This window comes from Sphingomonas sp. Leaf67 (genome assembly GCF_001421965.1).
In the GTDB taxonomy this organism is placed as follows: domain Bacteria; phylum Pseudomonadota; class Alphaproteobacteria; order Sphingomonadales; family Sphingomonadaceae; genus Sphingomonas.
This window is the reverse complement of the sequence record NZ_LMLP01000025.1, coordinates 110,146-128,248: the sequence shown is the minus strand read 5'-3', so window position 1 is coordinate 128,248 and position 18,103 is coordinate 110,146. Positions and strand designations below refer to the sequence as shown.

The 18,103-nt window shown below is 69.6% G+C and carries 25 protein-coding genes; 5 read left to right on the top strand and 20 right to left on the bottom strand.

The window, feature by feature from the left end:
- Positions 1–53: 53 nt before the first annotated feature.
- Genes fliQ through ASE90_RS18470 form a run of 5 tightly spaced genes read left to right on the top strand, consistent with a single transcriptional unit; the run spans position 54 to position 5,297 of the window.
- On the top strand, positions 54–323 hold the full coding sequence (gene fliQ / locus ASE90_RS18490; RefSeq protein ID WP_056004480.1) for a flagellar biosynthesis protein FliQ: 270 nt from the start codon (positions 54–56) through the stop codon (positions 321–323).
- Entirely contained in the window at positions 323–1,078 is a 756-nt protein-coding gene (locus tag ASE90_RS18485; protein ID WP_056004478.1) for a flagellar biosynthetic protein FliR, read from the top strand. Before fliQ ends, ASE90_RS18485 begins: the two co-directional genes overlap by 1 nt.
- Positions 1,078–2,142, top strand: coding sequence for a flagellar biosynthesis protein FlhB (locus ASE90_RS18480; RefSeq protein WP_056004476.1), 1,065 nt, complete (start codon positions 1,078–1,080; stop codon positions 2,140–2,142). The genes ASE90_RS18485 and ASE90_RS18480 overlap by 1 nt, the downstream gene beginning before the upstream one ends.
- A gap of 6 nt (positions 2,143–2,148) precedes the next feature.
- Positions 2,149–4,194, top strand: coding sequence for a flagellar biosynthesis protein FlhA (locus tag ASE90_RS18475; RefSeq protein ID WP_056004474.1), 2,046 nt, complete (start codon positions 2,149–2,151; stop codon positions 4,192–4,194).
- Complete coding sequence (locus tag ASE90_RS18470) at positions 4,194–5,297, top strand: tetratricopeptide repeat protein (protein ID WP_156361656.1); 1,104 nt, start codon at positions 4,194–4,196, stop codon at positions 5,295–5,297. The genes ASE90_RS18475 and ASE90_RS18470 overlap by 1 nt, the downstream gene beginning before the upstream one ends.
- A gap of 50 nt (positions 5,298–5,347) precedes the next feature.
- On the opposite strand, the gene ASE90_RS18465 is transcribed toward ASE90_RS18470, so the two are convergent.
- From ASE90_RS18465 to ASE90_RS18370, 20 genes are read right to left on the bottom strand one after another with little or no spacing between them, the layout of a single operon-like run.
- Positions 5,348–5,674, bottom strand: coding sequence for a hypothetical protein (locus tag ASE90_RS18465; protein WP_056004470.1), 327 nt, complete (start codon positions 5,672–5,674; stop codon positions 5,348–5,350).
- Complete coding sequence (locus ASE90_RS18460) at positions 5,671–6,216, bottom strand: tetratricopeptide repeat protein (RefSeq protein ID WP_056004467.1); 546 nt, start codon at positions 6,214–6,216, stop codon at positions 5,671–5,673. The genes ASE90_RS18465 and ASE90_RS18460 overlap by 4 nt, the downstream gene beginning before the upstream one ends.
- Position 6,217: 1 nt before the next feature.
- Positions 6,218–6,949 carry a sigma-70 family RNA polymerase sigma factor gene (locus tag ASE90_RS18455; RefSeq protein WP_056004464.1) on the bottom strand — a complete coding sequence of 244 codons (732 nt, stop codon included), beginning with the start codon at positions 6,947–6,949 and terminating at the stop codon, positions 6,218–6,220.
- Positions 6,946–7,599: a flagellar type III secretion system pore protein FliP gene (gene fliP / locus ASE90_RS18450; protein ID WP_056004461.1), complete on the bottom strand. Its 654-nt coding sequence runs from the start codon at positions 7,597–7,599 to the stop codon at positions 6,946–6,948. The genes ASE90_RS18455 and fliP overlap by 4 nt, the downstream gene beginning before the upstream one ends.
- Positions 7,596–7,907 (bottom strand): hypothetical protein, encoded by a 312-nt coding sequence (locus tag ASE90_RS18445; RefSeq protein ID WP_156361654.1) that lies wholly within the window; start codon positions 7,905–7,907, stop codon positions 7,596–7,598. The genes fliP and ASE90_RS18445 overlap by 4 nt, the downstream gene beginning before the upstream one ends.
- A complete protein-coding gene (locus ASE90_RS18440) occupies positions 7,895–8,161 on the bottom strand; it encodes a FliM/FliN family flagellar motor switch protein (protein ID WP_056004455.1) in 267 nt (88 codons plus the stop codon). The genes ASE90_RS18445 and ASE90_RS18440 overlap by 13 nt, the downstream gene beginning before the upstream one ends.
- Positions 8,162–8,169: 8 nt before the next feature.
- Positions 8,170–8,868, bottom strand: a complete 699-nt coding sequence (locus ASE90_RS18435; protein ID WP_156361653.1) for a FliM/FliN family flagellar motor switch protein — start codon at positions 8,866–8,868, stop codon at positions 8,170–8,172.
- Positions 8,869–8,873: 5 nt separating this feature from the next.
- On the bottom strand, positions 8,874–10,040 hold the full coding sequence (locus tag ASE90_RS18430; RefSeq protein WP_056004449.1) for a flagellar hook protein FlgE: 1,167 nt from the start codon (positions 10,038–10,040) through the stop codon (positions 8,874–8,876).
- Positions 10,040–10,474, bottom strand: coding sequence for a flagellar hook assembly protein FlgD (locus ASE90_RS18425; protein ID WP_056004446.1), 435 nt, complete (start codon positions 10,472–10,474; stop codon positions 10,040–10,042). Before ASE90_RS18425 ends, ASE90_RS18430 begins: the two co-directional genes overlap by 1 nt.
- Positions 10,474–11,166 carry a hypothetical protein gene (locus ASE90_RS18420; protein ID WP_156357906.1) on the bottom strand — a complete coding sequence of 231 codons (693 nt, stop codon included), beginning with the start codon at positions 11,164–11,166 and terminating at the stop codon, positions 10,474–10,476. Before ASE90_RS18420 ends, ASE90_RS18425 begins: the two co-directional genes overlap by 1 nt.
- Positions 11,163–11,606 (bottom strand): hypothetical protein, encoded by a 444-nt coding sequence (locus ASE90_RS18415; RefSeq protein ID WP_056004441.1) that lies wholly within the window; start codon positions 11,604–11,606, stop codon positions 11,163–11,165. Before ASE90_RS18415 ends, ASE90_RS18420 begins: the two co-directional genes overlap by 4 nt.
- Positions 11,599–12,894 (bottom strand): FliI/YscN family ATPase, encoded by a 1,296-nt coding sequence (locus ASE90_RS18410; protein ID WP_056004438.1) that lies wholly within the window; start codon positions 12,892–12,894, stop codon positions 11,599–11,601. The genes ASE90_RS18415 and ASE90_RS18410 overlap by 8 nt, the downstream gene beginning before the upstream one ends.
- A complete protein-coding gene (locus ASE90_RS18405; RefSeq protein WP_056004434.1) occupies positions 12,891–13,508 on the bottom strand; it encodes a hypothetical protein in 618 nt (205 codons plus the stop codon). The genes ASE90_RS18410 and ASE90_RS18405 overlap by 4 nt, the downstream gene beginning before the upstream one ends.
- Position 13,509: 1 nt before the next feature.
- The gene (locus ASE90_RS18400) at positions 13,510–13,800 is read right to left on the bottom strand and encodes a hypothetical protein (RefSeq protein ID WP_156357907.1); all 291 of its coding nucleotides are present in this window, start codon (positions 13,798–13,800) and stop codon (positions 13,510–13,512) included.
- The gene (gene fliF / locus ASE90_RS18395; RefSeq protein WP_056004430.1) at positions 13,787–14,983 is read right to left on the bottom strand and encodes a flagellar basal-body MS-ring/collar protein FliF; all 1,197 of its coding nucleotides are present in this window, start codon (positions 14,981–14,983) and stop codon (positions 13,787–13,789) included. The genes ASE90_RS18400 and fliF overlap by 14 nt, the downstream gene beginning before the upstream one ends.
- Positions 14,980–15,285 carry a flagellar hook-basal body complex protein FliE gene (locus ASE90_RS18390; protein ID WP_082449933.1) on the bottom strand — a complete coding sequence of 102 codons (306 nt, stop codon included), beginning with the start codon at positions 15,283–15,285 and terminating at the stop codon, positions 14,980–14,982. Before ASE90_RS18390 ends, fliF begins: the two co-directional genes overlap by 4 nt.
- Positions 15,282–15,668, bottom strand: coding sequence for a flagellar basal body rod protein FlgC (locus tag ASE90_RS18385; RefSeq protein ID WP_056004427.1), 387 nt, complete (start codon positions 15,666–15,668; stop codon positions 15,282–15,284). The genes ASE90_RS18390 and ASE90_RS18385 overlap by 4 nt, the downstream gene beginning before the upstream one ends.
- Positions 15,668–16,012 (bottom strand): flagellar basal body rod protein FlgB, encoded by a 345-nt coding sequence (locus ASE90_RS18380; protein WP_056004424.1) that lies wholly within the window; start codon positions 16,010–16,012, stop codon positions 15,668–15,670. The genes ASE90_RS18385 and ASE90_RS18380 overlap by 1 nt, the downstream gene beginning before the upstream one ends.
- Before the next feature lie 10 nt (positions 16,013–16,022).
- A complete protein-coding gene (flgI, locus tag ASE90_RS18375; protein WP_082449932.1) occupies positions 16,023–17,147 on the bottom strand; it encodes a flagellar basal body P-ring protein FlgI in 1,125 nt (374 codons plus the stop codon).
- Positions 17,147–18,091 (bottom strand): flagellar basal body L-ring protein FlgH, encoded by a 945-nt coding sequence (locus ASE90_RS18370; protein WP_056004421.1) that lies wholly within the window; start codon positions 18,089–18,091, stop codon positions 17,147–17,149. The genes flgI and ASE90_RS18370 overlap by 1 nt, the downstream gene beginning before the upstream one ends.
- Positions 18,092–18,103 lie beyond the last annotated feature (12 nt).

The window sequence follows — 18,103 nt, the reverse complement described above, 5'->3', positions numbered from 1 at the left end:
GTAGATGGACGACGGGGGCGGAGCCGGGGCTTCGCCGACAGGCGGGATGATCGATGGAAGCCGACCGGGCGCTCAATCTGCTCGACGATATGCTGTGGCAGTCGCTGATGGTGGCTGCGCCGATCCTGATCGCGACGCTGGCGATCGGCATCGTCGTCAGCGTGTTTCAGGTCGCGACGCAGATCCAAGAAGCGACGCTCAGCTATGTGCCCAAGCTGCTGGTCGCGGCGGGGCTGCTGATCCTGCTCGGCCCATGGATGATGACGCGGATGACCGATTTCGCGCGCGACCTGTACCTTGCCATCCCGACGCTGGTGAACTGATGGAGTCACTTGTTCCGCAAGCGGTGGCGACGCTGCTGCTGTCGCTACGCATCGTCCCGACGCTGGCCTTTGCACAACCGTTCACGCTGATCCGCATTCCGGCGATCGTGCGGGTCGGCCTCGCCATCGCGCTTTCCGCATGGCTGGTCGCGGGCAATCCGGCGGCGACGTGGCAGGCCGCGCCGCCAGCCGGCGGGCTGATCGCGCTGGCGGCGGGCGAATTGCTGTTCGGCACGACACTGGCGCTGGCGTTGCAACTGGCGTTCGCGGCGTTGCTGGTCGCCGGGCAGACGATCGATATTCAGGCGGGGTACGGCCTTGCCGTGCTGGTCGATCCGGCGACGCGCGCGCAATTGCCGTTGGTCGGCACGATCTTCGCCTATGCCGCCGGCGCGATCTTCTTCGCCACCGACGGCCCGGCGCGGTTGCTGGCAATCTGGGCGGCGTCGCTTGAACGGGCACCGATGGGCAGCGCGCTGACGGCGACCGATCCTCAGATCCTGATCGGCTATGTGTCGGGCGTGTTCCTGATCGCGCTGGGGCTGGCGGGGTTGTTGCTGGTCGTGCTGCTGGTGCTCGACCTCGCCATCGCGTTCATGTCGCGCACGCTGCCGCAGATGAACGTCCTGCTGCTCGGCTTTCAGGTGAAGACGCTGGCAACGATGATCGTCCTGCCGATCGCGCTGGCGCTGTCGGGGTCGCTGTTCGTTACCGTCCTGTCGGCGGCGTTCGATACGATGGCGCGGATCGGCTGATGGCCGAACAGGACCAGAATCGCGGCGAGGCACCCACCCCGTTCAAGCTGCAAAAGGCGCGCGAAAAGGGCAATGTCGCGCGCAGCATCGAACTAGGCTTCCTTGCCAGCCTGTTGACGCTCGCCGCCTATGCGCTGATCGCCGGGCCGGCGCTGATCGCGACGCTGGCGCAGGCGATGCGGATCGCACTGGCCGGCGGATTTGCCGGTGCGAGCGAGCCGGGTGGTGCCGCGGAGATGCTCGGCACACTCGGTCGCCGGACGATCGCCCCGGTCGCGTTGCTGGGTGGCACGATGGCGGGGATCGTCATCCTGCTCGAACTCATCCAGTTGCGCGGGTTCCTGCTGACCTTCCACCCGCTCAAGCCCGACTGGAGCCGACTCAACCCGGCCAAGGGGATTAAGCGGCTGTTTTCGCTCAAGCTGCTCAAGGAAACGCTGAAGAGCATTCTGAAATTCGCGCTCTATGCGACCGCGACATGGATGGTCGCGCGCTGGGCGGTGGCGCATCTGGCGGAGAATGCGACCGATGGCGACCGGCTGGTCGCGACCATGGAAGCCGCCGGACTGCGGCTGGTGTTCGCGTTCCTGATCGTCGCGGTCGCCATCGCGATCCTCGACCAGATCCTCGCGCGCGGCGAGTTCACCCGGCAGATGCGGATGAGCCGCCGCGAGGTGACGCGCGAGGCCCGCGAACGCGAGGGCGAACCGCGCCAGAAACAGCGCCGCAAGGAACTGCACCGCGAAATGGCGGCGCAGGGCAAGGGCAGTTTGGACGGGGCCGACCTGCTGGTGGTGAACCCCGAACATTTCGCGGTCGCGCTGCGCTATGACGAAGGCGCGATGATCGCGCCCGAAGTCGCCGCGAAGGGTCGCAACCTGCACGCGCTGCGGCTGCGCGAGGACGCCATCCGCCGAGGCGTACCGATCATCGCCGACCCGCCGCTCGCCCGCGCGCTGTTCCGCGCCGGTACGGTGGGCAGCGCCATTCCGCCCGACCGCTACGCCGCGGTCGCCGACCTGTATATCGACCTTCGCCGCGCCCGCGCGGTCTCACTGGGCTGACCCGCTATGTCGACCGGCATCCTGCCGCGCCTTTCCGCATTCCCCGCCGCCAATCGCGATCTGGCGCTCGTCGCCGCGACGATCGGCATCCTCGTCATCCTGTTCGCGCCGATCCCGCCGGCGCTGCTCGACCTCGCGATCATCGCCAATTTCGGGCTGGCGCTGACGATCATGCTGCTGACCTTCTATGTCGGCAAGCCGGTCGAGTTCTCGACCTTCCCGTCGCTGTTGCTGGTCGCGACGCTCTACCGCCTGTCGCTGAACGTCGCGGCGACCCGCCTGATCCTGACCGGCGGCGATGCCGGGGCGGTGATCGGGTCGATCGGCGCGTTCGCGGTGCGCGGCAATTTCGTCGTCGGGCTGGTCGTGTTCGCGATCCTCGTCGTCGTGCAATATGTCGTCATCACCAGCGGCGCGCAGCGCGTGTCGGAAGTCGCCGCGCGCTTCACGCTCGATTCGATGCCCGGCCAGCAGATGAGCATCGACGCCGACCTGAACATGGGCCTGATCGACCGCGACGAAGCCGTCGCGCGGCGCAAGGGGCTGGAAAAGGAAGCGTCCTTCTATGGCGCGATGGACGGTGCGTCGAAATTCGTAAAGGGCGACGCGATCGCCGGGATCATCATCCTGCTGATCAACATCATCGCCGGCTGGATTGTCGGCGTGACGCAGATGGGCATGGAATGGAGCGAGGCGCTCGGCCATTTCACGCTGCTGACCATCGGCGACGGCATCGCGACGCAACTGCCCGCGCTCATCATCTCGATCGCGACCGGGATCATCGTCACCCGCTCCGCCTCCGACCGCGAATTGTCGACCGAGGTGTTCCGGCAGCTGGGATCGGTGCCGCGCATCCCGTTGATCGTCACGGCGGTGTTGAGTGCCTTGCTGCTGCTGCCCGGTATGCCGAAATGGCCGATCATCGTCATCGGCACCCTCGCCTTCGTCGCTTGGCGAAGTATCCGCAAGGCGGCTGCCGAGGCCGCGGCGGAACCGGTCGACGAGGAGGTCGCGGCGGAATCGACCGCCTCCCCCGCGCTCGAAATCCGGCTGGGCGAGGCGCTGTCGAGCGCATGGGTCGGCGATGGCGCGCTGGTGATGGACCGGATCGCCGGACTGCGCCGGGTGCATGAGGAACAGTTCGGCCTGCCTTTTCCCGCCGTGCGGCTGGAGGATAGCGCGGGGCTTGGCAGCCATGGCTATGAAATCCGCCTGTTCGGCGCACGCTATGGCGCGGGCAACATCCATCCCGATCAGGTGCTGGCGGTTGCAGGACAGGGCCAGAAGCCTGCGATCGACGGCATCGCCACCACCGACCCCGCCTTCGGCCTGCCGGCATGGTGGATCGACCCCGCACAGGCCGATGCGGCAAAGGCGGCTGGCTGCACGATCATCGACCCGCTGACCGTACTCGCCACCCATTTCGGCGAGATCGTGCGGGGAGAGGTCGGCACGCTGCTGACCCGCGCAACCGTCGTCGGCCTGCTCGACGGGGTCCGGCGGCGGCAGCCGGGGCTGGTCGAGGAACTGGTGCCGCAAACGCTGTCGGTGTCGGACGTGCAGCGGGTGTTGCAGGCGTTGCTGGCCGAAGGGGTGTCGATCGCCAATCTCGACCTGATCGTCGAGCATCTGACTGACCTTGCCCGCACGCAAAAGGACCCGATCGAACTGACCGAACTCATCCGCCAGCGGATGAGCTATGCGATCTGCCACCAGTTGCGCGGTCGCCATGGCGATCTCGCGGTATTGAGCCTCGACCCGCGCCTCGAAAACCAGCTGGCCGCCAGCATCGGCGCGGCGAGCGGCGGCGGGTCGATGGCGGTCGAACCACGCCTCGCCGAACAACTGATCCGCCGACTGATGCCGTTGACCGAAGCAATGTTCCAGCAAGGCCGCGCGCCGGTGCTGCTGTGCGGGGCGGAACTGCGCCGCCACCTGAAGGCGTTGACGCGGCGGAGCCTGCCGACGCTGTCGGTCCTGTCGGTCGCCGAAATTCCGATGCGGATCACGCTCAAATCCTTCGATATCGTCCGGTTGGACCAGGGGACATGATGACCGAATACGACCAGCTTGCCGGCTTCCTCGCAGTCGATCCCGCCAATGTCGCGCTGCTGGCCGACACCGCCCACGCCGCCATCGCCGCCGGCCGTCCGGCAGAGGCGCGCGCGCTGATCGAGCGGCTGCGCGCGATCGAGGGGCCGTCGCCGGCGATCGAGCACCTGACCGGGCTGGCGGCGATGACGGAACGGGATTGGGCCGGAGCCGCCACCGCATTCCGCACGCTGACCGGTGCGGGCGTCGACGCGCCGGGCGTGCGCTACAATCTTGCCCGGTCGCTGGCGATGCAGGGCGAAACCGACGATGCGGTGGCGTTGCTCGACGACGATCTTGCCGCCGAACTGCCACAGGCGGCGCAGTTGCTGATCGGCCTGCTCCATGATCGCGGCGACATGGACCGCGCCGAGACGGTCGCACGCATGGCGTTCGACCGCTTCCCCGACCATGCCGGCGTCAACGCCACGATCTCGACGCTGGCGATCGATCTCGAGGATCTCGACCTTGCCCGCGCAGCCGCCGGGCGCGCGGGCGATCACCCGGAGGGGCTGGTGACGCAGGCGACACTGGCGATGGAGGCGGCCGATCCGGCGGCGGCGGGGGCGCTGTTCGACCGGGTGCTGGCGGTGCAGCCGGACCATCCGCGCGCGCGGGTCGGGCGCGGGCTGCTGGCGTTATCGGGGCAGGATGCCGCCGCCGCCACCGCCGATCTCGATCGCGGGGCGGAAGGGTTCGGATCGCATCTCGGGTCATGGATCGCCGCCGGCTGGGCGCATCTGCTGGCCGGCGATGCAGCGACGGCGCGGTCGCGGTTCGACCGGGCGCTGGCGATCGACGATAGCTTCGCGGAAGGCCATGGATCGCTGGCGGTGCTCGACCTGCTCGCCGGCGACCTCGACGCCGCCCGGCGGCGCACGGCGGTGGCACTACGGCTCGACCGGGAGAGTTTCGCCGGCGGACTGGCAGCGGCGATGCTGGCGGCGGGCGACGGCGACGTCGCCACGGCCGGGCGAATCGTGAAGCTCGCGCTCTCCACTCCCCTCGACGATCGCGGCACCACCATCGCGCAGGCGCTGGCCCGGATGGGTGGGCGGGGGTAGCGGCGGATACTCCCAGCCTATGCCGGAACGACGACGATGGGTCATCGACCCTACCGCCCCCGCATCGCTGCCGCCGCCCGGTCGATCAGTTCATGCCCGCCCGGCATCTCGCCGACCATCCGCAAGACGTCGTCGAGCACCCCACCGAATGCCGCGTCGTTGGCGACCGCTTCGCCCAGTTCCTCGGTCAGCAGGCCGTGGACCACGGCGCGGCGGCGCTCGTCCTCGCCCAGCGCGTCGAACCCCGCCATCGCGCGCAACCGGTCGATCGGACGCGGATCACCCCTGCCCGCCGCCCGGCTCGACCGGTCGCGCGCCAATCGCGCCAGTTTCGCGCGCAACAGCAACAGGACATGGTCGGTGCCCGCGACCTTCAATGCAGGCTGCCCCGCCCCAGCTGCCCCAGCAGGAACGAGGTCGGCGACGCTTCCTCCGCTTCGGCGGCGGGGTTCAGCAGCGGCCGGCACTGGTCGATGATCAGCTGCATGTCGTGGTTCAGCGGCGGCGTCTCGGCATTGGTGGCGATCCCGCCGTCCAGCGCTGCAATCGCCTCGGCGAACCGGTCATGGATCAGGTGGATCAGCCCGGTCACGAACTGCCGCAGATAATGGTCGTCGGGCAGCGTCGACAGCTTTTCCCACGTCGCCTGCGCCCGCGCCGGCTCGCCCGAGGTCAGCTCGAAAAACCCGAGCTGGAACCGCGCCAGCGCAAAGTCGGGTGCCAGCGCCACTGCTCGCGACAGCGCCGCATGCGCCTCGATCGGGCGGGCGCTGCCGGCCAGCATCGATCCGCGAAAGAAATGCAGCCGCGCGTCGTCGGGATGCGCCGCGATCAATCGTTCGGCGAGCGGCAGCGCGTCGCCGGGGGAAGCCGCCGCCACGGCAAGCAACTGGCGGATATCATCGTCTTCGCACATCATCCTATCTCCGATAGCCGTGCAGCCGTCGCCGCAACCGGCCGAGCGCGGCGGCGTGCAGTTGCGACACCCGCCCCTTCGACAGGTTCAGCAGGTCCGCGATCTGGGCGAAACTGACGCCCGCTTCATAATGTTGGCGGATAATCACCGCCTCGCGCTCGGGCAATTCGGCGATGCCGCCGGCCAGCAGCGCGTGAAGTTCGCGCCATTCGAGGCTTTGATACGCATTGGGCCGCGGGTCGATGCCGTCCGCACCGACGACCAGTGCGCTGCCCTCCAGCATCAATCCGATGGCGAGGCCCGATACCAGTGCCGCCAGCGCGGCGACTGGATCGTCCTCCTCGCCCCGCCGCAGCGAGCGGACGCGATCGGTCTCCGCCCGGCGACGCTGTGAGAAGGTCGCGTCGCTCTCGCTCATCCGCGCCGATCCGTCGGCGATGCTGCCGACGATCCGCCGCCGGGCATAGGCCCCGAACGGAATGCCGCGCAGCGGATCATAGCGATCGATCGCCTGCAACAGCCCTTCATAGGCGAATTGCTCCATATCCCCCAGATCCGCGCCATATTTCGGGCGTCGGCCATGCTGCCGCCGGGCGATGGCGCGGGCGAGCAGGCGATAGCGGGTGAAGATCTGCTCGCGACAACGCTTCTCGTTCTCGAAACGCAGCCGCCGCCACAGCGACGCCTCGACGCGCGGCGGCACCAGCAACAGGTCGAACCCCACCCGGCGCATCATCGGAAACTGCCGAGCACCCCTTGCAGGACGAGCCCCCAACCATCGATCAGTACGAACATCAAAATCTTGATCGGCAATGATATCGTCGCGGGCGGCACCATCATCATGCCCAGCGCCAGCAGGATGCTGGCAACCACCAGATCGATCAGCAGGAACGGCAGCAGGATGACGAACCCGATCGTGAACGACACGCGCAGTTCGTTGAGGATGAACGCGGGGGCGAGCTTCAGCGTCTCGACGTCCTCGGCCCGGCGGGGGAGCGGCGTGCGGCTGATCGCGTAGATCGATTCCAGATCGGCATCGCGCGTCTGCGCCAGCATGAAGCGGCGCAGCGGCGCGGCACCGGCGGTCATCGCCTGCTCCACCCCGATCCGCCCGGCGAGCAGCGGTTGCAGCGCATCGGCGTTGATCCGGGTCATCGTCGGGGCCATGGTGAACGCGGTGAGGAACATCGACAGCGCGACCAGCACCGGGGTCGGCGGCGTTTCCGGCATGCCGAATGCATGGCGCACCATCGACAGCACGATGACGGTCCGCACGAAACTGGTCATGCTGATGACCACCGCCGGGATGACCGCGAGCAGCGTCAGGATCAGCGCGGTTCGCACGACATCGTTGCCGATCGCGCCGCCGGCCAGCATCGCGTTCATGCCACCGGCCCCTGTCGCAGCACCTGCTGCCCGGCGGCGGACGACAGAATTACATATTCCTGCCCGTCGCAGCGCAGCAGGCAGAGGTCGGCGTGCGGGCTGATCCGCCGGCTCTCGATCACTGCGATCCGCCGTTCGGCACGGGTGGGCAGGGTCAGCCGCCCGCCGCCGCGCTTCACCAGCACCACCGCCAGCACCGCCAGCGTCAGACACAGCAGCAGCGCCACGACGATCCGCGTCAACGACACGTCGAGCGCCGCACCGCCACCCAGCCGCACCGGGGCGGCGGCAAGGATCATTCCGGCCACTGTGCGATCTCCGTCAACCGTACGCCGAACCTGTCGTCGACTGCGACCAGTTCCCCGCGCGCGACGATCACCTCGCCCAGCCGCAACTCGACCGGACGGTTCAGCGCCGCCTCCAGCGATACGACCGCGCCGGGTTTCAGCGCGGTCAGCGCGCCGACGGTCATCTTCGCCTGCCCCAGCAACGCTTCGAGTTCGACCGCGACACTATCTATCAGCGTCGTGCTGACGCGTGGAGAAGGCTTGGTTTCGGACATGGGCACACTCACGCAGCAACATCGACGATTTGGAGAGACGGGATCGGTTCGGCGGGCACGACCCGCACCCGCCCGCGCGGCAGGGGCCGCCCGTTCAGCGCGATCGGCACCGGATTGGACAGCGCCCGGTCGAGCACCACGACATCGCCGACCTCCAGCGCGCGCAGGTCGGCCAGCCGCATCGCCGCGCGCCCGACGGCAGCGCCGACTTCGACCGAAATCGCCGCCAGCGCTTGTACGCCCGACCCCGGTCGCGGCAGCACGACCGGCGGCAGCACGCGCCGGACCAGCACCGCCAACAGCGCGTCGGACAGACCGAATGCCAGTCCGTCGCCCAGCATCGCCACCCGGTCGGACGCCGGCACCGGCACGAACCCGTCATCGCCACCCGTCACCGCGATCAGCCGCGTGCGCAGATCGAGCAGGCACGGTTCGGCAACCCCTTCCAGCACCGCCCGGTCCGCATTATGACGCCCATCCGCCGAGACCCCGACGATCCGCGCCCCGATGCGAAGCGCGGTATCGGGCGCGGTCCCGATCGCCAGCCCGGCCGCATTGCGCCGCCAGCCCGCGCCGCCACCACGCTGCAACCGGTGCGCCTGCCCCGCCCCGCCGACGAACCACTGCGCCTCCCACGCCGCGACTGCCCCCGCGAACAGCGCATCGAGCGCGGCGGGCGGCTGCGTATCTGCCGGCAACCACGCCACCGCGCTCAACCCTGCCCCCGGATGCCGAACAGCTGCTGGATCATGTCGTTCGACACGCTGACGATCTGCGACGATGCCTGAAACCCGCGCTGGATCAGGATCAGGTCGCCGAACTGCTGCGACAGGTCGACGTTCGACGCCTCCAGCCGTTTCGACCGCACTTGGCCCACGCGCGGATCGTCGCTGGCGAGCAGCATCGACTGGCCCGGCTCGCGCTCGACGAACAGCCCGTCGCGCTGCTCCAGCCGCGTGGGATCGCGGAAATCGGCCAGCGCGATCGCGCCGCCATCGACCTTCTGCCCGTTCGAATAGGACAGTTGCAGCTTGCCCGCACCATCGGCGGCGATGCCGGTGATCGTGCCCGCCGCATAGCCGTCGACCTTCGCCGCGCGCAGCGTCGACACCTCGCCCCCCGAAAACGACGTGACCCCGCTCGAGAAATCGAACTGCACGGTCAGTCCCGAGGCGGCATCGGTGAAGTCGAGCCTCGCGGTCGCCGGATCGATGATGCCGGCGTTGAACTTCAACGTCTGCGTGCCGACCGTCGCGCCCTTGTCGTCGGTGACGGTGACGCTCCACCCGTCGCTGCCCTTGGCGAAACCGGCCTTCCACACATGCGCGGCACCACTCGCGTCGAACACGCGGATGTCGCTGACGGTGTAGCTGCTCGCCGTCGACGACAGATTGTCGGCAAAGGTCACGGCGGTCGTCGCCTTGGGCGCGCTGGTCCGCCGGGCATCGACCGACAGGCTGACTGCGCGCCCGTTCGCGTCCAGCGTGGCCAGCCGGTAATTCGTGCCGTTCAGCACGATGTATCCGGCCGGGTCGACCTCGAAACTGCCAGTCCGCGCGTAGAGCGTCCGGTCGCCGTCGAGCAGCACCATGAAGCCGTTGCCGTCGACCGACAGGTCGAGATCGCGGTCGGTGCTGCGCAACTCGCCCTGTTTGAAATTCAGCGTGCCGTCATCGACCGCCACGCCATAGCCGTCGCTGCCGCCCTGCCCGGTCAGCGACATGCCGCCGCGATCGGGGGTCGCGTACAGGTTGTGGAAACTGACCGTCGACCCCTTGAACCCGGTCGTGTTCAGGTTCGACACGTTGTTGCTGACCTGCTGCAACCCCTTCGAATAGGCGTTGAGGCCGCTCAGGCCGATATAGATCGCGCCGAACATCAATTCTTCTCCCGGATCTGGACGATATTGCCGATGGCGACGCCGGCGATGGTGCGCTTGTCGTCGGTTTCGATGGTGATGCTGGGCGCGCCGCTCGACAGCGCGATGGCGGTGACCAAGCCGGTCAGCGTCGCCGACCCGGCGGCGATATCGACCCGCTTGCCGAGCAGCCCGGTCGCCTGATTGGTCGCCTGCATCGCGGTCAGCGCCTGCAGCCGCTCGTTCGCGGTCTGCCCCTGCTGGACCTGCGAGAATTGCGCGAGCTGCGAGACGAACTGGAAATTGTCCATCGGCTTCAGCGGATCCTGATAGGTCAGCTGCGTCAGGATGATCTTCAGCAGCGCATCGAAGCCGAGGCCGAAGGCGCTGGTCGCACTCTGGGTGGGACTCTGCTCGCCGCCGGGGGTGACGGACGAAACGGGGGCGGTCTGCATCAGCGGGTTTCCTGTCGGGCGCCGGATAGGGCGGTGATGGTGATGTGCGCGGGCGCATAGCCATGCGCGGCGAGCAGCGCGGCGACCTCGTCGGCGAGCGCCGCGCGGTCGCGTTCGTCCAAGCCGGCGACCTGCGCGACGACCTCGATCCCATGGGCGACGGCGTGCACCGCGACCGCCACGAACGACCCGCTCGGCACCGGGCGCTGGCGGATCGGGGGCCGGGGCAGGACGGTCGCGACCACCGCCGACCGGGCCGGCCGTGGACGTGGCGGAGCGACGGATGTCGCTATCGGCATGGGTGCGATCGGCTGCGCCCCGGTCGGTTTGGCGAAGGTCGGCCGGACAGGCAGCGCGACCGCCATCGCAACGTTTTGGAGAGTTACCGGCATCACCGCGACAGGGGTCGCCGGTCCCTCGACCACCAATGCCCTCGGCACGTCGGCAACCGGTTCCACCGAAGCTTCTGGCAAGACGGCCGCGACCGACGCCGCCGGCACGGCGACCGACGTGCCGAAGAATCCGTCCTGATTGAACCGCTCGGCCTGAGCCTCGACCTTGGCCGCCGGCAACGGCTCCACCGCCAGCAGGTCGGCGAAGCGCAGCGTCGGGCCGGCCGCCATCGGCACGCCCGCCACCAACGATTCACTGCCAGCAAAACCGGTCGGCAGGTCGGTCAGCGGCGGGATCATCGCCGCACCCAAGCCAGCGCCGCGCGATCGGCGATCGCCATCAGCGCCCGTTCGTCGGCATGGCGGCGCGTGAGGCGTGCGGCGGCATCCACCTGCGTCGCGACGGCGTCGGCCCTTGCCTGTTCCCGGCGCGCCGTCTCCGCCGCCGCTTCGGTGTCTTGCCCCGCCGCTTGGTGCGCTGCGGTCGCCGCCGCCAGCGCATCGGCTCGCCGGGTCAGCACCGCCGCATAGGCAGCACCCAACGCCGGATCGAAGCGTTCGGCCATCTGCCGCTGCCACGCGTCCGCCGCTTCGACCAAGTCCGTATCGGCCGCCGCCAACGCACGCTCGGCGTCGCGCTCTGTCAGCGAGGTCCGGCGATGTTCGGCCTGCGCCCGATCGATCCGCAGCGCGGCGATCGTCCGCAGCGCCCGCCACGCCCGGCCCATCCGATCAGCCATGCCGCTTCCCCTGCGCCAATGTGCTCAGATGGCGGAGCGTCTCGGCAAAAGGCACGGTGACACCCTGCTCCTGCCGCAGAAACGCGTTGATGCCGTCGCGCGCGGCGGTGGCCGCGTCGATCGCGGGGTTCGCTCCTGCCTGATACAGCCCGCTGTCGATCATCACCCGTGCCTCGTCATAGGTGGCGAGGTTCGCGGTCACCCCGCGCGCCGCCTGCGCATGGGCAGGCTTCATCAGCCGCACCGCCTGTCGGCTGATGCTGCGGATCGGATCGATCGCCGGGAAATGCCCGCGATCGGCCAGCGTCCGCGACAACAGGATATGCCCGTCGAGCAACGCCTTCATCGTCTCGACGATCGGGTCGTCGATTTCGTCGGTCTCGCTCAACACGGTCAGCACCGCCGTGATCGCGCCGCCACCGCGCACCGCGCCGCACCGCTCGACGATGCGCGGCAGGGCGGCGAAGACGTTGGGCGTATAGGCGCGCACGGTCGGCGGCTCGCCCGCCGCCAGCCCGATTTCGCGCAGCGCCATCGCCAGCCGGGTGATCGAATCCACGACCAGCAGGACATGCTCGCCCCGGTCGCGCCAATGTTCGGCCAGGCACAGCGCGGTCGACACCGCCCGCGCGCGCATCGCCGCGCTCTCGTCCGACGTGGCGGCGACCAGCGTCGCGGCCTCGCCGCGCGACGACAGCGCCTGCCAGAAGCCCGACACCTCGCGCCCGCGCTCCCCGACCAGACAGACGATGCGGCGCGTCGCGGCGGTCTGCGCGACGATCTGTTCGATCAGGCTGGTCTTGCCGACCCCGCTCGCCGCGAACACGCCGATGCGCTGTCCCTGCCCCAGCGTCAGCAGCCCGTCGATCGCGCGCACGCCGGTCTCCATCAGCACGGTCGGCGCTACGCGATCGAGCGGCCCCGGCGCGATCCCGCGCAGGGCGACGCGCTGGTCCGGCCGGATCGCTGCCCCGCCATCGATCGGTCGCCCGAGCGCATCGATCGCGCGTCCGCCATAGCCGTCGCCGACCCCGACGCCGTCATACGTCACCGGCTCGACCCGCGTGCCGATCGCGATGGGTCCGCCGTCCTCGACCGGCACCAGTACCAGCGTATCGGCATCGACCGCCGCGACCTCGGCCAGTTGCCCGCCAATCCGACACAGCCCACCGACCGTCGCCGTCGGCCCGCTCGCCTCGATCCGGCCGGGCATGACCCGCCGCACCTCACCATAGGGCAAGGCGAGATCGAGGTCGGCGATCCGGGTCAGGAACGGGTGCGCGGTCATGCTCCAGCCATTTCGTCGAGCGCGCGAGCGATCACCGCCCATTGGCCGGGCACGTCCAGATCGATCCGCCCCAGCCGCACGCCGATCCGGCACGCCCCCGCCGGCAGGTCGGGGTCGATCGTCACCTCGCCGCGTCCGGCCAGCGCCGCCGCATCGGTGAAGTCCGCGCCGCTGACCCGCACCGTCAGCCCGGTCCGATCGCGCAGCAGCGCCAGCCGATGGTCGAGCGCATTGCCGACCATCGCCGCCATCGCCTCGGGCCGGGCGAACACCCGGTCGAGACAGGCCCGCGCCAGCGCCGCCGCCAGCCCGTCGAGCGCCTGCAACCGGTCGGACAGGCGCGTAGCTTCTTCGGCCAGCCCCTTGGCGAGCAGGTCGACCCGCTCGCGCTCGCTACGGTCGACCGACGCGATGCCCACCTTGCGCCCTTCGGCCAGACCCGCCTCACGCGTCTTGGCGATGGCGACCTTGGCCGCCTCCGCCGCGCGAACGGCATCCGCGCGCAAGGCGGCGATTTCGGTGCGCAGCAGGACGGTTTCGTCCGGCGCGACCGGCATCGACGGCGCGATCAGCGCGCGGGCCACCGCCGCATCGGCGTGTTTGAGTACCGCCATGTCAGCCTCCCCCGATCGCACTGCGCAACCGGGCGAGCAACGATGGCCCCGGCCCCGGCTGGACCGGCGCGGCGAACGCCTCCGCCGCCTTTGCCAGCGCCGCGCGCCCGGCCGACGTCATCGCCTCACCCGGATCGGCCAGCCGCGCCGCGATATCCGCCGCGAACGGCGTCGCAACAGGTGCCGCCTCGACGCGCAACCGCTCCGCCGGAGTCAGCCGCGCCAGCACTGCACGGCGATCGGCCGGCGGCAACGCCCGCAACTGTGCGATCACATCGTCAGCCGGCGACATGGTCGCCCCCATCCTGCCCGATCCGCCGCCGCAGCAGCGCCGCGAACGCTTCCTGTTCCGCGCCCGACAGTCGCGTCGCCCGCGAACGACGCATCGCAACGATCACCAGAACGACCACGCCCATCCCCGCCAGCGCCCAGGGCCACCATGACGGCGCGGCAACCGGTTCGCTCGCCACGATCGGCGGCACATAGGTCGGCGTTTGCGGGACGACCGGTGCGGCCTGCGGCGATGTCATGCCCGTTTCGAACGACAACAGATCGCCCTGTGCATCGTCCAGCCCGACCGCCGGCCGGATCGCCGCCGCCAGCGCCGCCTGCTCCCCCGCATCCAGCGGCTGCGGCGTCACCAGCGTTATGTGCAGCCGGAAATTGCGCGCACCCTCCGCCTCGCCCGGCGTCCAGTTCGCCGGGTCGATAATCGTATCGCCCTGCGCCACCGCTTCGACGCGCAGGTCGTAACGCGATCCGGGCCGGACGCCCTCAATCGCGGCACGGGCGCGTGCCTTGTAATAATTCTCGACCGCCGTCGTGGCGTCGCCCTCGACCGGCTTTGGCGCGGCGCTGGCGCTCACGATCCGGCCATCGGCGTCGAGCACGACGACGCGGTCGGCGGGCAGGTCGGGCACGGCGGCGGCGACCAGCCGCTGGATCCCCGCGACCCGTGCCGCATCGGGCACCACGCTCCCGCGCATCTGCACCGTCACCGCCGCACTCGGTTCGATCCGGTCGTCGCGAAACAGCGTCCGTTCGGGCAACGCAAGGTGCACACGCGCGCTTTCCACGCCGTCCATCAGCGCGATGGTGCGGACCAGCTCCCCCTGCAATGCGCGTTGGTAATTGATTTTCTGGGCGAAATTGGTGAGGCCCATGTCCGACTTGTTGAACAACTCGAACCCGACCTCACCAACATCCGCCCGCACCATCGCCAGCCGGGTCGCATCGGCCTCGCCGCTCGGCACCAGCACCGTCGTACCGCCGTCGCGCAGTTCATAGGGCGTGCCGCGCTTGTCGAGTTCGGCGACGATCGCCGCCGCCTCGCCCGGCCGGACATGGTCGGCCAGCGTCGCATAGCCATCGCGCAGGAAGGTCCAATAGGCTCCGCCGAGCAATCCCAGCACGACGACGAACACGCCACCGATCAACAGCCATTGCCGGCGCGGCGAAGCAGCGACGTCGCTCATAGCTGCATGTTCATCAGGTCGCGGTACCCCTCGACCAATCGCGCGCGGACCTGCATCGCGAGTTCGACCGACAGCCGCGCTTCCTCCAGCGCCATCGTCACCTGATGGACCGGCACGCTGTCATCGACCGCGAAGCGCCGAACCAGTGCATCGGCCTGATCGAGCTTCGCATCCAGCCCGTGCAGCCCCGACAGCAGCAACGCCCCGAACCCCTGTGCCGGCGGCGGCGCGGCGACCGGCCCCAGTTGCAGCGCCAGCGGCGCGGTGGTCACGCCGGCCAGCGGCGGTATCGCCCCACTCATGCCTGCTTCCCCAGTTCGAGCGCGCGGGCGTAGAGCTGGTGCGCGATCCCCATCGCGGTCAGGTTCGCCTCATAGGCGCGCGCGGTGCGGATCATCAGTGCCATCTCGCCGGCTTGGTCGATGTCGGGATAGCTGACGAACCCCTCGGCATCGGCCTGCGGATGGCCGGGTTCGTGGACGCGGCGAACCCCGTTCGCGACCGGTTGCACCCCCATCACGCTGACCCCCGAGCGCACCAGCGCCCCGAAGCCGCCAGCCGGCCCGGTCAGCAGCCGTTGCGCGCGATACCCGGTGGTGTTGGCGTTCGCGATGTTCGCGGCGATGACCTGCAACCGCTGCCATTCGACGTCGAGGCCGGTGCGGCTGATCCGGGCGGCGTCCATCAGCGTCCTCCCGCGATCGCGGCGCGCATCAACCCCATCTCGCGTCCCAGCACGTCGATCAGCGCGGCAAAGCGCAGCGACGTTTCCGACGCGGTCGCCAGTTCGAGGTCGAGCCGCGCCTCGGTCCCGAACGCCGGCGTCACGCCCCACGACGTTGCCGGCCGCACTGTCGCGACCGCATCGGCGCCTCGCCCGGCGGCACTGCGCAGCGCGGTTTCGAAATCGACCCGCATCGGCCGGTATCCCGGCGAATTGGCGTTGGCGATGTTCGCCGCTGTCGCCTCGGCACGGGCGGTCAGCCCGTCGAGCGCCCTCGCGATGATGACCGATGTCAGCGCATCCATGACAGCTTCCTCATTTCACGATCAAATCGGCGTGCAGCGCGCCGGCGGCCTTGATGGCCTGCAAGATGCCGATCATCCGCTGGGTATCGACGCGCGCGCGCGACAATCCCTGCACCAGATCGGCGATGGTGGTGTTGCCGAAGCGGATCGTCGCGTCGCCGCTGCCCTGCCGCACGTCCAGCTTGGTATTGGTGACGATCAGGCTGCGCACGCCCGCACCCGCCTCGACGTCGCTCGCGAAGCCCGCATAGAAATCGGGCTGCGATGCGAAATTCTCCGCGACGACCGACACCTTGATGTCGCCCTGCGCGATCACGACCGACGACAGCGTCACGTCGCCCCCTGCCACGACGGTGCCGGTGCGTTCGTTGATGACCACGCGCCGCGTCGCCGCCGGTTCGACCCCGACATTCTCGATCGCCGCCAGAAAGCCGGTCAGCCCCGCCGCGCCGCCGCCATAGCGCACCCGTACCTCGTCAGCATTGCGCGCCCACGCCACGCCCGCGCCAAAGCGGCGTACGATCCCCGCCGCGACGCGCTCGGCCGTCTCGAAACTCGGGTCGGCCAGCAGGAACGACACCTCGCCGCCGGGCTTCAGGATGTTGCTGTCGACCGCCGCCTCGATCGTCGCGCCCCCTTCGAGGATCGCCGAGGTCGGATAGTTGCGCTGCTCGCGGTTCAGATCGCTGTCGAAGCGGTGCCCCCCGACCAGCAACGGCCCCTGCGCCAGCGCATAGGGCTTGCCATCCGGTCCCAGCAGCGGCGTCATCACCAGCGTACCGCCGGCCAGACTGCGCGCATCGCCGATCGACGCGATCGTCGCGTCGATGCGGTCGCCGACATTGGCCGATGGCGGCAACATGCCGGTCACCATCACGACCGCGACGTTGCGGCTGCTGATCTCCGCCTCGGCGACATTGGTGCCCAACCGGTTGAGCACGTTGCGCAGCGCTTGTCGCGTAACGACGCTGCGCCGCGTATCGCCCGAACCCGACAGGCCGACGACCAGCCCGTATCCGACCAGCGCATTCTGCCGCCAGCCATCGAACCGGCCAAGCGCCTTGATCGGCACCGACTGCGCGCCCGCCGGCCCGGCCAACAGCAACAGCGGCGCAAGAAGACCAGCGAACCGCATCAGCCGAGCCCCAACGCGCCGAACAGGCGGTTGAGCAGTCCCGGCCGACTGCCGCGCGACACGAAACCGCGCCCGCCATAATCGATCTCGGCATCGGCAATGCGCGACGACAATATGCTGTTGTCCGGTCCAATATCCGCCACGCGGATACGCCCGCGCACCCCGACTTCGGTCCGCTCGCCATTGATCGCCATGCGTTGCCGCCCGGTGACGATCAGGTCGCCATTCGGCAGCACCGCGCTGACCGTCGCGCTCAGCCGCGTGACCAGCCGCTCGCTGCGTCGCGCTTCGCCGCGCCCGGTAAAGCCGCCGCCCAATGCCGCGCGACCGCCTTCGCCGACCGGTCCCGCGTCGATCGATGCCGACAGGTCGTTCGCCTTGCGCGTCGCATTCTGTGCCGAATTGCTGGCATCGGCGCTCTGGTAGACGACGATCGTCAGCGCATCGCCGACCTGTGCCGCACGCTGATCGGTGGCGAGCGCCCCCCAGCCGCCCGGACGATAGAGGTCGTCGCCAACGGCAAGCGGTGCGGCGAACACCTGCCCCTGGCGATCGCGCACGAACACCGAGCGTCCCGACCGACCGGGCTGCAGCGTCGTCACCGGCCGCTCGATCGCGACCGGCCCCGCCACCGACCGCAGCGTCAGTTCGCTGCAGCGCGGCAGGGCCGGCTCGGGCGTCCAGTCGCGCCGCACCGGCGCAGGCGCCAGAAACGTGATGGCGACGTTGCCGGTCCCGCCGACCTGTACCCCCGTCGCCCGCCGCACCATCGCCGCGACCGTTACCGCCGGCAGCGTCAACTGCCGGCGCCCGGTCGGCAGGCGCAGCACGACCTGCCGCCCCGCCTCCCCGGCGCCCTGCACCAGATCGGCCAGCCTCACCTCGCGCACGCGCACCTTCGCCTCGGCTACGAGCATCAGCCCGGCCGCCACCGTCATCAGCATTGCATGTTCCCC

What these genes read in the sequence shown, in the direction of transcription:
- fliQ (WP_056004480.1), top strand. Translation starts at nt 54, where the DNA reads ATGGAAGCCGACCGGGCGCTCAATCTGCTCGACGATATGCTGTGGCAG.
- ASE90_RS18485 (WP_056004478.1), top strand. Translation starts at nt 323, where the DNA reads ATGGAGTCACTTGTTCCGCAAGCGGTGGCGACGCTGCTGCTGTCGCTA.
- ASE90_RS18480 (WP_056004476.1), top strand. Translation starts at nt 1,078, where the DNA reads ATGGCCGAACAGGACCAGAATCGCGGCGAGGCACCCACCCCGTTCAAG.
- ASE90_RS18475 (WP_056004474.1), top strand. Translation starts at nt 2,149, where the DNA reads ATGTCGACCGGCATCCTGCCGCGCCTTTCCGCATTCCCCGCCGCCAAT.
- ASE90_RS18470 (WP_156361656.1), top strand. Translation starts at nt 4,194, where the DNA reads ATGACCGAATACGACCAGCTTGCCGGCTTCCTCGCAGTCGATCCCGCC.
- ASE90_RS18460 (WP_056004467.1), bottom strand. Translation starts at nt 6,216, where the DNA reads ATGATGTGCGAAGACGATGATATCCGCCAGTTGCTTGCCGTGGCGGCG.
- ASE90_RS18455 (WP_056004464.1), bottom strand. Translation starts at nt 6,949, where the DNA reads ATGATGCGCCGGGTGGGGTTCGACCTGTTGCTGGTGCCGCCGCGCGTC.
- fliP (WP_056004461.1), bottom strand. Translation starts at nt 7,599, where the DNA reads ATGAACGCGATGCTGGCCGGCGGCGCGATCGGCAACGATGTCGTGCGA.
- ASE90_RS18440 (WP_056004455.1), bottom strand. Translation starts at nt 8,161, where the DNA reads ATGTCCGAAACCAAGCCTTCTCCACGCGTCAGCACGACGCTGATAGAT.
- ASE90_RS18430 (WP_056004449.1), bottom strand. Translation starts at nt 10,040, where the DNA reads ATGTTCGGCGCGATCTATATCGGCCTGAGCGGCCTCAACGCCTATTCG.
- ASE90_RS18425 (WP_056004446.1), bottom strand. Translation starts at nt 10,474, where the DNA reads ATGCAGACCGCCCCCGTTTCGTCCGTCACCCCCGGCGGCGAGCAGAGT.
- ASE90_RS18420 (WP_156357906.1), bottom strand. Translation starts at nt 11,166, where the DNA reads ATGATCCCGCCGCTGACCGACCTGCCGACCGGTTTTGCTGGCAGTGAA.
- ASE90_RS18415 (WP_056004441.1), bottom strand. Translation starts at nt 11,606, where the DNA reads ATGGCTGATCGGATGGGCCGGGCGTGGCGGGCGCTGCGGACGATCGCC.
- ASE90_RS18410 (WP_056004438.1), bottom strand. Translation starts at nt 12,894, where the DNA reads ATGACCGCGCACCCGTTCCTGACCCGGATCGCCGACCTCGATCTCGCC.
- ASE90_RS18405 (WP_056004434.1), bottom strand. Translation starts at nt 13,508, where the DNA reads ATGGCGGTACTCAAACACGCCGATGCGGCGGTGGCCCGCGCGCTGATC.
- ASE90_RS18400 (WP_156357907.1), bottom strand. Translation starts at nt 13,800, where the DNA reads ATGTCGCCGGCTGACGATGTGATCGCACAGTTGCGGGCGTTGCCGCCG.
- fliF (WP_056004430.1), bottom strand. Translation starts at nt 14,983, where the DNA reads ATGAGCGACGTCGCTGCTTCGCCGCGCCGGCAATGGCTGTTGATCGGT.
- ASE90_RS18390 (WP_082449933.1), bottom strand. Translation starts at nt 15,285, where the DNA reads ATGAGTGGGGCGATACCGCCGCTGGCCGGCGTGACCACCGCGCCGCTG.
- ASE90_RS18385 (WP_056004427.1), bottom strand. Translation starts at nt 15,668, where the DNA reads ATGGACGCCGCCCGGATCAGCCGCACCGGCCTCGACGTCGAATGGCAG.
- ASE90_RS18380 (WP_056004424.1), bottom strand. Translation starts at nt 16,012, where the DNA reads ATGGATGCGCTGACATCGGTCATCATCGCGAGGGCGCTCGACGGGCTG.
- flgI (WP_082449932.1), bottom strand. Translation starts at nt 17,147, where the DNA reads ATGCGGTTCGCTGGTCTTCTTGCGCCGCTGTTGCTGTTGGCCGGGCCG.
- ASE90_RS18370 (WP_056004421.1), bottom strand. Translation starts at nt 18,091, where the DNA reads ATGCTGATGACGGTGGCGGCCGGGCTGATGCTCGTAGCCGAGGCGAAG.